Annotated in this window: 12 protein-coding genes; 3 read left to right on the forward strand and 9 right to left on the reverse strand. The window is 34.3% G+C overall.

Features of this window, described 5'->3' with window-relative positions:
* Window positions 1–99: 99 nt before the first annotated feature.
* The 3 genes from MHH71_RS12465 to MHH71_RS12475 all read right to left on the reverse strand — a co-directional run bounded on the left by MHH71_RS12465 (window position 100) and on the right by MHH71_RS12475 (window position 2,141).
* Window positions 100–573, reverse strand: coding sequence for a hypothetical protein (locus MHH71_RS12465; RefSeq protein ID WP_018765544.1), 474 nt, complete (start codon window positions 571–573; stop codon window positions 100–102).
* Window positions 566–793: a helix-turn-helix transcriptional regulator gene (locus MHH71_RS12470; protein ID WP_078211672.1), complete on the reverse strand. Its 228-nt coding sequence runs from the start codon at window positions 791–793 to the stop codon at window positions 566–568. The genes MHH71_RS12465 and MHH71_RS12470 overlap by 8 nt, the downstream gene beginning before the upstream one ends.
* 103 nt (window positions 794–896) lie before the next feature.
* Complete coding sequence (locus tag MHH71_RS12475) at window positions 897–2,141, reverse strand: 3D domain-containing protein (RefSeq protein ID WP_006093553.1); 1,245 nt, start codon at window positions 2,139–2,141, stop codon at window positions 897–899.
* 842 nt (window positions 2,142–2,983) lie between these two features.
* Between MHH71_RS12475 and MHH71_RS12485 the strand changes: the two genes are divergently transcribed.
* The gene (locus tag MHH71_RS12485) at window positions 2,984–3,286 is read left to right on the forward strand and encodes a hypothetical protein (protein WP_006093552.1); all 303 of its coding nucleotides are present in this window, start codon (window positions 2,984–2,986) and stop codon (window positions 3,284–3,286) included.
* A 143-nt stretch (window positions 3,287–3,429) separates the two neighbouring features.
* Window positions 3,430–4,581 carry a VanZ family protein gene (locus MHH71_RS12490; RefSeq protein ID WP_006093551.1) on the forward strand — a complete coding sequence of 384 codons (1,152 nt, stop codon included), beginning with the start codon at window positions 3,430–3,432 and terminating at the stop codon, window positions 4,579–4,581.
* A gap of 4 nt (window positions 4,582–4,585) precedes the next feature.
* Here MHH71_RS12490 and MHH71_RS12495 read toward each other — a convergent pair whose 3' ends face one another.
* The 5 genes from MHH71_RS12495 to bdhA form a co-directional block, all read right to left on the reverse strand.
* Window positions 4,586–5,899, reverse strand: a complete 1,314-nt coding sequence (locus MHH71_RS12495; RefSeq protein WP_033798623.1) for a D-arabinono-1,4-lactone oxidase — start codon at window positions 5,897–5,899, stop codon at window positions 4,586–4,588.
* Entirely contained in the window at window positions 5,887–7,059 is a 1,173-nt protein-coding gene (locus tag MHH71_RS12500; protein ID WP_003195167.1) for an amino acid deaminase/aldolase, read from the reverse strand. Before MHH71_RS12500 ends, MHH71_RS12495 begins: the two co-directional genes overlap by 13 nt.
* Before the next feature lie 190 nt (window positions 7,060–7,249).
* Window positions 7,250–8,101, reverse strand: a complete 852-nt coding sequence (cerA, locus tag MHH71_RS12505) for a phospholipase CerA (RefSeq protein WP_006093549.1) — start codon at window positions 8,099–8,101, stop codon at window positions 7,250–7,252.
* A 252-nt stretch (window positions 8,102–8,353) separates the two neighbouring features.
* Window positions 8,354–8,698, reverse strand: coding sequence for a potassium channel family protein (locus tag MHH71_RS12510; RefSeq protein WP_003195171.1), 345 nt, complete (start codon window positions 8,696–8,698; stop codon window positions 8,354–8,356).
* A gap of 119 nt (window positions 8,699–8,817) precedes the next feature.
* Entirely contained in the window at window positions 8,818–9,870 is a 1,053-nt protein-coding gene (gene bdhA, locus MHH71_RS12515; protein WP_033798622.1) for a (R,R)-butanediol dehydrogenase, read from the reverse strand.
* Window positions 9,871–10,097: 227 nt separating this feature from the next.
* Here bdhA and MHH71_RS12520 point away from each other — a divergent pair, with 227 nt between their 5' ends.
* Window positions 10,098–11,252, forward strand: coding sequence for an MFS transporter (locus tag MHH71_RS12520; RefSeq protein WP_006093547.1), 1,155 nt, complete (start codon window positions 10,098–10,100; stop codon window positions 11,250–11,252).
* A gap of 29 nt (window positions 11,253–11,281) precedes the next feature.
* Here the strand turns inward: MHH71_RS12520 and MHH71_RS12525 are convergent, their stop codons facing one another.
* Window positions 11,282–12,124, reverse strand: coding sequence for an N-acetylmuramoyl-L-alanine amidase family protein (locus MHH71_RS12525; RefSeq protein ID WP_006093546.1), 843 nt, complete (start codon window positions 12,122–12,124; stop codon window positions 11,282–11,284).
* Between the last annotated feature and the right edge of the window lie 354 nt (window positions 12,125–12,478).

The following is a 12,478-nucleotide window of genomic DNA, read 5'->3' on the forward strand; positions in this document are numbered from 1 at the left end:
ATCATAAAAAACATTTGTAAATCTTCACTTCGACACACATTAATTTTTTGTAAAAAATAGGATGTTTATTACAAAAAAAGACGTGCACGTGGCACGTCTTCAAGCAAATTTATTTCGATAAAGTGAAATATGGAATACAGTCATTTGTATAAAGAAGATTAAAAACACAACATATAATGGGTACGCAGGAATATACGGGGTTACAATCGGATATATAACAAGCAATGCAGCTGCAGTCGGCATAACATACCAAAGCGCCATAAAAGTCGTACGACATGCTTTTGCTGTAATGATTTCTTCCCGCTCATCATCTTGTGGAAATAACAAGGGAAACATCCAAAAAGATAATTTCTTATATTTCTTCTTTTGAACTTTATAAAAAATAGTGGATACAACAGCTACAATTAATAACAATAAAAACGGTGTGATGCTCATCGATATTTCAAATGGCACTTTCTCTGTTTGAATAATATTTGCAAATTCCACCTCAAAATAATAGAGTTCAATAAATGCCCAGCTAGCTAATCCGATAAATAACACATTCACCACATAAGACAAAATGATTCTATTCACTTTTTTCTCCCTCCTTATTTAAAACAAACACATCCTCCATCTTTAAATCAAATACATCACAAATCGTCAGTGCTAATAACAATGATGGAACGTAATCACCCTTTTCAATCGCTGCAATCGTTTGCCTTGTTACGCCAACTTTTTCAGCTAATACGCTCTGCGTAAAGTTAAAACGGGCTCTTAGCTCCTTCACTCTATTGTAAATGGTCAAATTTACCACCTCTCACCATCATTGTATGCTAAGCTTTACAAAATGTAAACTCAACTTAACATTTATTTCGTAAAAAAATCCAACTTTACCAGATGTAAAGTTGGATTTGATTTTAATTTAAAATTGTAACTTTAACCGTTCTGCGTCCCCAAGCACTAGAAGAAGCTTTATCTGGCATTAATACATCAATTCTATGACCTTTAATATCTCCGCCAGTATCCCCGGCAATTGCTTCACCGTATCCTTCAACAAATACACGAGATCCCAATGGAATAACCGCATCATCTACAGCAATTAATTTCATTCCTGGGTTTGCAGTTAAGTTATGACCCAATTTAGATTTTACAGTTTCACCTGGCTTATTTCCATTTTCAGAAGGATCAGCTGTATAAGCAGTTGCCAATACATAAATTTCACGCCCACCTTTAGCCGGTTTTGGCTCTGGCTGAGGAGTAGATGGTGTTTTTCCACTTTCAGCTTGCTTAGGCGCTGGTGCTGTTTGCTTAGCCGCGTCTGCTATTGCTTTTGCTTCTGCTTCTTTCGCAGCTTTTGCTTCTGCTTCTGCTTTTGCTTGAGCTTCCGCTGCTAATCTTGCAGCTTCTTGCTCACGAGCAATTGTTTCTTGTACTTCTTTCATACTTGATTCAATTTTTGCTTTTTCTTGTTCAGCTAAATTAATTTGACTTGCAATTTGATTATATTTTGCTTGCACAGCTTGTAAGTTTTCTTGACGCTTTTTCAAGTTTTCTTGTAAATCCGCTTGTGCTTTTGCTAATTTTTGTTTGTCTACTACTAAAGACGCTTCTTTTTCGTCAATTACTTTTTTGTCTTCTTCAATTTGACGAAGATCTTGTTCTTGCAGACGTAAAATCTCTTTATCTGCATCTAGGATTGTAGATACTGCATTCATACGTTGTAAGAAATCAGCAAAATTCTTTGATTCTACTACAACTTCTACTACTAAACTCGTATTTGAGCTATTTTGAACAGAAACCATACGTTTTTTCATAATATCTTTACGAGCAAGTACTTTATCCTCTAAAACGATAATCTCTTGCTTTTTCTGTTCAATTTGCTTATGCGTTTCATCGATTTTACTTTGAATAGCAGCTTGGTCCTCTTTGTTTTTTGCAATTGTATTATTTAAATTATGTAGTTCACTCTCAATACCTTGTATTTCTTTATTAACAGCTTGCTTCTCTTGTTCTTTTTGCTGAATATCATTGTTATTCTGCTGCAATTGCTGTTGCATGTTGTCCAGTTTCTCGTCGTTTGACTCAGCTTTTACAGCGACTGTACTAGAAAGACCAATAATTCCTGCTAATACTAGACTACTGATTCGCTTAAAATAGTTCATAATCCGACTCCCTTCTCATACAGTTATACATGATTTGTTTTACAGTTTGTTTACAAACTCATTAAATACACTTTATTTTTCATGACAAAAAAATGAAAACAACCCATAAAATGTAATGAACTCTTAACTTTTAACAACTGATTTTCATACAAATCTTACAAAATGTAAATTCGTATATTAGAAACAAAAGATTACACGACATTAAAAATATTGTCAAATCCTGTAGAAACCTTACTGATACAAAATTAGTCTGTTGACAACATATGACAACCTTCTACAAATTATATAAATCCAAATTGAAAAACCATCATAAAACCTTTCTTTTTGGGCGGAAGAGAGCATCAAGCCATGCATAGAAGCAGTCAAATTCTTCCCTTTCCCCATACCAATCTAAAAAAGAAAAAAAATAAGTACAGGGCACTTTTTATTCTTCGTAACAGCAACTTATATATTGAAAAGTCGAAATAGATTTATATGGTTTAACTCTCATTTTTCCTTACATTTGATGGCGAAAGGGAATTTAAAATATTTCTCTTTTTATTGTGTCATCGTGGGTGTACTCACTATTATTTTCCTATAAAGCTGAAAGAGTTGTCCTACTAAATAGGGCGCTCTTTTTTATAAAAAATTTGTCGTCTTCCTTTTATTTACTTTAAATTTTCAGAATAGTATAATATTAAATGTATCCTACATTATAAAAATGAATTACGAGCATGATAAATCTACGTTAAAGATACCTCCATAACCTCGTAAGCATAATAGGAGGATTGCACATGTTGTGACTGAAACAGGATATTCAATTCAATTTAATTTACTACTACAAATACAAAAGGGGTGCAATCATGTTTATTGTTACAAAACTTATTCATATTAAATTCGGCTATGAAGAACAAATTATTCGTTCTCTACAAGAATACTATCCAAACTCCGGTACATATGGGTTTATTAATCTAGAATTTTCTCGCATGAAACGTACTGAGCATGGGAATGAATATATGATTCGTATATTATGGAAAACACAACAAGATTATCATGAGTGGATTTCTCAAAAACAGGAAATTACAACGATGCCATGGAAACAACAATTCAAAAGCTATATTCTCTCATCAAAATCCCATGCTACGCACGTTAAATATTTACACTAAAAGAGCCTTCTGCAAATTTGCAGTAAGGCTCTTCTTCATCCCTCTTTCCTATCGAAACAACTCGGTCTCTAAAAAATAAAATTTGATTTTACATTTTATTAAAGCTATAATAGATTCCGAATTTTTTCGAAAGGAGCCACATTTTGACAGCTTATTTATTTCCAATTAAAACAGCATTTATTCTATTCCCCTTTTTAGCAATGATTCTATTGATTCCATTTTTAATATTTAATTACAGAAAATATGGCTATTTAAATAAATGGCGTTCATTTATTTTATATTCTTTACTGCTTTACTTGTTAAACGCTTATTTTCTTGTCATCTTACCGCTGCCACAAACCTATGATACATGTAGCTTGCAGCCAGCTAGTACACAGCACGTTCAGCTTGTACCGTTTTATTTCATTCAAGAAATCAGCAACCATACAGCAGCAGTATTAGCCAAACCAGCTACCTATTTCTATTTATTAAAAGAATCTGCTTTTTTACAAGTCGCATTCAATGCACTATTAACGATTCCAATCGGCATATATTTACGTTACTATTTCCGCCTTGGTTTTTTACAAACAATCTTCTTTTCACTTTGTCTCTCACTATTTTTTGAGATAACACAAGTGACTGGATTATACGGTATATACAATTGCGCATATCGTTTATTTGATGTCGATGATTTATTTTTAAATACTCTTGGGGGAGCAATTGGTTATTTCATCGCACCGATATTCACGTACTTCCTTCCTAAATCAAATGAATTAGATGCACATGTCGATTTAGCTACGAAACCAGTTGGATTTATTCGTCGTCTTATCGCACTGCAAATTGATTGGATTTTCTTATCTATTGTTGTGCCAGTTATAAAAAATAAAGGAAATTCTATTTTCATTTCTAGTATCCAGTCTTATACCAATCTATATGAACTTATTTTCACCCTATGTGCGGTCTTCATTTATTTCATCGTCATTCCGTATTTGACGAACGGAAAAACAATTGGTAAAGCGTTGCTTCGTATTCATATAAAAGGTAAAAATGAGCGAATTACCATTAAAGAATTATTTATTCGTTACGGCCTTTTCTATTTTGTTTTAGGTGGAATGAACTATATTCTCTCTAGTAGTTCCATATTGAATCAGACTAATCCATTAACTATGCTCATTATATTACTGTTTATGTTCTCAATTAATGGTCTCTTCATTATACATGTCCTATTACATGTATTTAGTCGAAATAAATTATTATTTTATGAGCATATAAGCCATACACGAAATGCAATTACACTCCAAAAAGCTGACAAATAATTTGTCAGCTTTTTTCATAAATAGAAAACATTTTTGCTACATATGGATTTAAAAACATCCCCATTGGATCTAGCTTTCCTCTAACTTCCAAGAAAGAGTTTAACTTTGGATAAACACATTGTAATGGTTCATATCGCATTGTATGCATTTTCCCCCAATGTGGACGCCCTTCGTACTTTTGAAAAATATGTTCTATTGCTGTAAAGTACGCAGCATATTTCATTCCTTTATACATATGCACAGCGATATACGCTGAATCTCTTCTATAAGCAGGACTTATCCATATATCATCTCCCTTTACATAACGACATTCAATTGGAAAATGAACTTGGAATTTCTTCTTTTCAATGAGGTTGTAAATTTCCCCTACTACATCTTTCATATACTGCGCTGGGACACTATACTCCATTTCATAAAAACGAACATTACGAGATGTAGCAAATATTTGATAACTTGGACCAATTGTTTTCGTACTCGGCACTGCCTTTGCTGACAGTCTACTAACTCCTTTACTTATAGAAGGAATCCACTTGCATCCTTTAGACAATAATGAAAAAGCTATATTTTCAAGTAGTTCTGTCTTGATCTTATGCCACTTTAAATCTATCCCTTTCTCTGCTGTTTCATTTGTAATTTTCACTTGGACATCATCTGAATACGGAAACACAAAAAATTCAAAATGACGATGTTGCTTATATTTCTCTAGTTTGTTTATTACAGTAGAAAACGATTCCTTTCTGCTTTCATAGATAAGTGAATAAGCTGGAATGACTTTTAATTTAACTTTTACAATGATTCCCAGCATACCCAGAGATAACTGAAATGCCTTCCAAAATTCAGGGTTCTCTTTCTCAGAACAAACAATAATTTCTCCAGATGCCAGCACAGCTGTAACTTCTACTACTTGTGTTGCCAAACTACCAAATTGAATACCTGTTCCATGCGTTCCTGTACTAATTGCTCCTGCAATAGATTGCGAATCAATATCTCCTAAATTTTCCTGCGCGTATCCTTTGTCTTCCAGCAGTTTTCCTAAGTTATATAACTTTGTTCCGCCCCATACTTCTACTATGAATGATTGTGAATCCACGTCTACTATCCCTTGTAGCTCATCTAAAGAAATTAGAATTTCCTCTGTTTGAACAAGAGGTGTAAAGGAGTGTCCTGATCCAACAACACGAATTCTCTTTCCCTGTTCCTTTGCAAACTTTACTACTTCTATCACATCTTGTATATTTTTTGGATACATCGTATATTGTGGATTCCCTTCTACATTCCCTGCCCAATTTCTCCATTTCTGCCCTTTTACAGAAAGCATTGGCCATCCCCCCGGTATGTTGAATACTCCCCTATCACTTTGTTACCTACAATACGATGTAACGATGAGAAACGCTCACATAGTTCTCCGGCTTTACTATGCCGAAATAACATACCATCCCCAACCGTTAGATGTTCTGAACCATCATAATAAACGGGCGTTTGTACTTCTCCAGCTCCCTCTAAAGCTAACAACTTTGCCCCACTTGGCTCCCAAATCTCAGGCTGTTTGTCTTTCCCAACTGCTCCTGAAGCCATATATCCGCCACCGAGGCAAGTATATATATGTTGGCTTGGTTGTCTAACAATCGGCAACGCAAAGCCAACAGCTGGTTCAAATCTAATATCTTTATAGTAATCAAAGAGCTTGGGAGAGTAAAAAGCAGAACCTATTGTAATCTCTGTAACGGATTCATCTTGCATTGTCGTTTTTATACTTCCTGTGCCTCCTCCATTTACAAAACGAAGTGTAATTCCTTGTTCTTGCAATGCTCGTACAACGCTCTGTCTACGTTCCATCACTTCAAATACAGATTTTCTCTTTAAATAAGAAACTATTTTATTTTTAAAACCTTGCTTTGGTACATCGTCCCCAACTCCTGCAATCTGTGCCTCATAGCCCATTACACCGTCTATTTGTAAAACGGAAGATTGAATTGCTTTTTCAATAACGTTTAAAGCCTCAGAGGTAGTACGTATAGGAGAACGTCTAACACCAAAATGAAACTGAAAAAAATGACTACTCATATCGATATCAATACAAATTCGAAAGCGTCCACCCGTTTCTATTGCAATTTTCTCTAAATAAGCAATATGTTCTATGCAATCTACCATACAAGTGATTATAAATCCTTGTTTTGTAAGCAAACTAATTTCTTGAAGTGCTTGTTCATCATGTACAGGATATCCAAGCAACAAATCATTAAATCCTTGTTTTATTAAGAATATTACTTCTCGTGGTGAAAAACACATAATGCCTTGAAAACAACTATTAGAGGCTAAAATTTTCTTCATCACTGGAACAGATCGTAACGATTTACTAGCAATACGAACTTTCTTTCCTCCGCACAATTGAACAATTGACTCAATATTTCTTTCTAACGCTTCTTCATCAAGAAATGCGCATGGTAAGGGAACCTTTTGAAATATGTTACGCTCCACATTTTTCTCTCCCCTTCTATATATATGTCTTATACATATTGGAAAGAAACTATCATTTTCCTGTGTCTAAACAAAAAAAGTTTCTTCTTTACGAAGAAACTTTTTAACTATTTCAATAGAAGTGATTGCCTGTACTGGATCATGAATCATTATACGTATATGTTTTTTAACTAAGAAGTAACCAAGCGTTCTAGCGATTTACATACGTATCAAACCAAAGCTGAATATATCCCGCTGTGACACGCTGTGCTTCTACTAAACGTTTTCCTGTTGTTAGTGTAACTTCTGCACGCCATTTATCTGCATATTCTTGTGAAACTGCCGCTCTTACGAACCAATCTTTTGTAGTGCCATTTACAATACCAGCATAATCTTGCTTAGCAGCTACAGCCGCTCCATGAATCCAGTCTTCAGGATTTACTCCTTTCCAATTCCAATATCCATTTCCATCAGCCACTTTATAATTATTTTTTATTGTATCTACAAAATTTTCATATTTGGAGTGGAAACCTTGTGGATAAGAAAGATTTGTAAAGTTTGCTGCATGCATCGGTTGATTGACATCGCCTAAGTAATGAAGGGATAAACCCAAATAGAAGAATGCTTGTTTCATATCTTGCTTTTGATAAGCTTCACCAGCAAGTTTAAAATATTTAGCCCCAGTTTCTTTTGCCTGCTTAGCAAAAGGTATATATGTCTTCCCTGTATCAGGCTCGTAGAAATGAGAAGCAAATGTACTGTTATCATAGTAAGGGTTTTCATAATCAGCAGCATATATACCATTCTCTAACTCTGTACGCCATTCATTTAATACTGCAACTTGATCTTGTTTTACAACCGTTGTATTACGAGACATAATATCAATTGCACGATTGACAATCCATAAATGGGAGTTTACACCTTCTGCATGTTTATCTTCAGCAGACCAATATTGAATTACTCTTACCTTATTTCCGCCCTCATTTTCATGGGCAAACGCTACACTTTGCAATGGTGCTACTAATGTAATAGCTGCTGCTAAGGCTAATACTTTCTTTTTCATATGAAAACCTCCGTTTATATTTAATTTACTTGGAATATGTAATTCAAATCATATGGTTAACCTACGATTAGAATATCCCACCTTTCTACTCATTTCTATTGAGAAAATAAATAATGTGAATATTCACATTATTATAATTCTATGGATAATATGTTTCATTTGCATTATAGTAAACGAATATTAAATTCCTGCAAAGAAACAGCTAAAATATTGTAAAAAATAGAAGCAATCAGGTGCATATCCTGATTGCTTCTATTTTTTCTTTCGCCCTGATAATATACTTGATAATTGAACATTTACTGCTAGCTTATGAATAAATCCAAACACTAAACCAATTCCAATGAAAATATAGAAAATCGTAAAGATTTTTCCAAAGTCTGTTTGCGGGCTAAAATCTCCATAGCCAACTGTCGTTAATGTAACAACGCTAAAATATAATGCATCAATCGTGCGTAATCCTTCTACCGTACTGTAAAAAATAGTCCCTGATAGTAACGTTATAATCGTTAATACAAATAACACTTGAAATTCTTTATCTTTCCACGCTCTTGAACAAGCTTTTAGCATTCGTTTCAAAGTTAGTAAAAATGAAACCATGTAACTCTCCCTTCCTACTTAAACAATTTAGTCAAAGGAAAGTCTATCACCTTTCTATCCACAAAAAAAGTAGCCTTCTTCTATTTCTAGAAAAAGACTACTTTCTTCTATATTATATATTATTTAGGTGAAACAAGAATTTTCACTTGTTTTTTATCTTTTACAAGCGCTTCAAATCCTTCTTCTACAACTTGATCCACTGTAATTTTTTTCGTAATTAATTTCTCTGCTTGAATTTGACCAGAGCTAATTAATTTAATAACAGATGGGAAGATGTGACGGTATCCAAGAATACCTACAACTTCTTTTTCTTTTAATACTAAGTTGTTTGGAGTAATTGTCGCATCTTTTTCCCAGACACTGACGATTACAGTTTGTCCTTCAAAGCTTGTGCTTTCAATTGCTTGACGAAGTACAACTTCAACTCCTGTTACTTCGAAGCTAACATTTACGCCTAAACCGTTTGTTAAGTTACGGATTTCTGCTACCACATCTTGCTCTGCTGGATTTAATACGTAATCAGCACCTGCTAATTTTGCTAACTCTTGACGTTCTTTAGAAAGTTCAACTGCGATAACAGGTGTTGCACCTGCAGCTTTAGCAGCTTGGATAACAAGAAGTCCGATTGGTCCACAGCCAAATACAGCTACAGCTTCGCCTTCTTTTAACTTACTTTGCCGCACTGCATGAACTGCAACCGCTGCTGGTTCTACAAGTGCACCTTGTTCATAAGTCATTTCATCTGGGATATGGTGAACCATATCTGCTGGTACTACAGTATATTCAGAGAAGCCACCGCCATCTCCACCAAGACCGTGGAAAACAAGTTGTTCACAAACGTTATAATGACCATGTTTACAAGCTTCACATTTACCACAAGAATAAATAGGTTCTACAACAACGCGGTCCCCTACTTTATGATTCGTAACACCTTCACCGATTTCAACAACTTCACCACTAAACTCGTGACCTAAAATAACAGGTGCTTTCACGTGTGTTAGTGGATGTTCTTCTGTTGGAATAAAAATAGGTCCTGCTAAATATTCATGTAAATCTGTTCCACAAATACCACACCATTTAACTTTGATCTTCACTGCTCCTGATCGTACAGTTGGTTCTGGAACTTCTTCTACTCTTACATCACGTTGATTATGCCAAAGTAATGCTTTCATTTTATGCATCCCTCTCTATGTATATATACTTAACCTGGTGAAGTTTATCAATCTATTATAGTACTCTTATCCATATATTTCAAAAAACCAATCTGGATTTCACTAAATTTTAACAAAAAAAGTTCACTTTTTTGTCACTTTGTACTTTTTTCCACATCTGTTAATTCAATTTCATTGCAGGCGAAATTCGCATTATGCCATAATAGCAGAGGAGAGGTGAACATCGCTTGAAATATTTCATTTATTTTATTGTTATCGTAGCGTTTTTAGATACATTTTCACAATTACCAATTATGAGTACTTACGCGCAAAGCCTCGGGGGAACTCCTCTTATTATCGGTCTCGTTGTAGGTATGTACTCGTTTGCCAATATGATTGGCAATATTATCGCAGGTGCATCTGTTGATAAATTTGGCGCAAAGAAAGTACTCTATATGAGTATGGGAATTACGAGTCTCATAGTGTTATTGTATACTGTTGTTCAAAGCGGCGAGCAATTACTCATCGTTCGCTTTTTACACGGATTTAGTGATGGCTTCTTAATCCCTGCAGCCTTTACTTTCCTATCTAAACAAACGAAATCTACAAAACAAGGAAAAGCAATGGCACTATCTGGTGCCGCTGTCGGAACAGCAGCTATCGTTGGCCCTGCTTTCAGTGGAATTATGAAAGCAACCGCAGGTGTAGAGTGGGTCTTTGTTACGATTTCTATCTTAATGGTATTCGGAACAATCGTATCCCTGTTCTTATTACCAACCAATGTGACTAGAAAAGACACATCACGGACGCAAATGATGAACAAAGAAGATATGATAGGATTACTAAAATCCGAACCATTATTACAAGCATATATTGGTGCTTTTACATTAATGTTTTCACAAGGAATCGTCACATATATGTTACCGGTAAAAGTAGAAGCACTAGCACTCAAAGCATCTACAACAGGCATGATGCTAAGTGTATTTGGGATTACTGCCATCCTCTTCTTCTTACTGCCAACAAATCGTATTTATGATCGCTTTGACCGTTCAAAAATGATGCTAATTGGTATTGCAGTCATGGCACTTGCCTTATCATTACTTGGCATATTTACAACAAAAGGTATGCTCTTTGTTGTTATGATGATTTACGGAATTGGATTCGCCATCCTCTTCCCATCTATTAATGCTTTACTCGTTGAAAATACAACTGAAGATAAACGCGGGAAGGCATTCGGATTATTTTACGCATTCTTCTCATTAGGTGTTGTCGCTGGATCCTTTACAGTTGGAGCAATCGGGGCATCACCGAGCGTAAGCTTTGTAATTGGAACAGCATTCTTACTCACATTTGCTGGAATGATTTATTTCAGAGGAAAAATAAAAGAGACAATGATGAATTAGCTCATCATTGTCTTTTTTCAATCAAATCTTTATTGTAAAACCTCAATATATGAAGGATTAGCAGTTATATAGCTTCCTGATTTTAGCTTATACATTTTTGAACCATTTACAGTTACCGTTGCCACAACAGTGAATACATCACCTTTTTTCACAGTACCAGCCTTTGCATTCCAATCAGGTTGATTATAATAATATAATTCTTCTGTTTTCACACGAATTAAGAATGTTTTCTTCTGTAATCCAAATGCCTTTACTAAACCATTTACATGCCCTCTTGCAAGTTGTTCTCTAAATGTTGCATTACCTAATTTTTGAGCATCTTCTGCTCGATCAATAAACCCATTTTCAGTTAATACTGCTGGCATATTCGTTTCTCTTAACACATGGAAATTATTTGTTTTGATCCCTCTATCATCAAGGTCCGTTGTTTTCATAATTTCCTGATGAATTATATTCTGGTAAGTCGTAGTTGGTGCTCCTGCATTTGGATAACTATAATCTTCATAACCAGAGCCACCACCACTGTTAATATGTACAGATAAGAAGAAATTTGCTCCCCAATTATTTGCATCAGTTGTTCGCTGTGTTAGCGTAGGATATACATCACTTGTACGACTCATTTTAATTTTATGACCTGTATACTCTGCATTTAAAATGTTACGAATACGTAATGCGATATCTAATGTTAAATCCTTTTCTCGCAAACCATTTCCAACCGCTCCTGTATCTGTTCCCCCATGACCTGGATCAAGATAAATCTTAACTGTCTCCGCACTTGCATGTGCAGTTGGTATAGCAAAATACATACATGCTACACATAATAAAACAATACTACTTTTCACAAAAGCTGATAATTTTTTCAATGCTGTCAATTACTTCACTCTCCCTATATATATAACTTTACAAATATTCTCTACATTTCCTTCCTAAAAAAGAATTTCAATTAAACTATTAAACTATTAAACTATCACTATCTTAATTAATTCCTTTGAATTTTACTCAAAATAAAAAACAAAATCAATATATAATTTTGTTTTTTATAAATAATTATTTTTTAGATTCAAAATCAGTAAAAACTTGAAATATATGTATTTATAAACGACAAAAAAAGGAGCAAACTCTATTTATCTCTATATCAAAAAAATGTATTTTCATTTCATATATTTAAAAATTCCGCTTGTTCTTTTTTACTTTTCAGTAATAATCGTATCCGAATACTACTCATT

Origin of the sequence: Bacillus sp. FSL H8-0534 (assembly GCF_038005885.1) — a bacterium.
Lineage (GTDB): Bacteria > Bacillota > Bacilli > Bacillales > Bacillaceae_G > Bacillus_A > Bacillus_A pseudomycoides.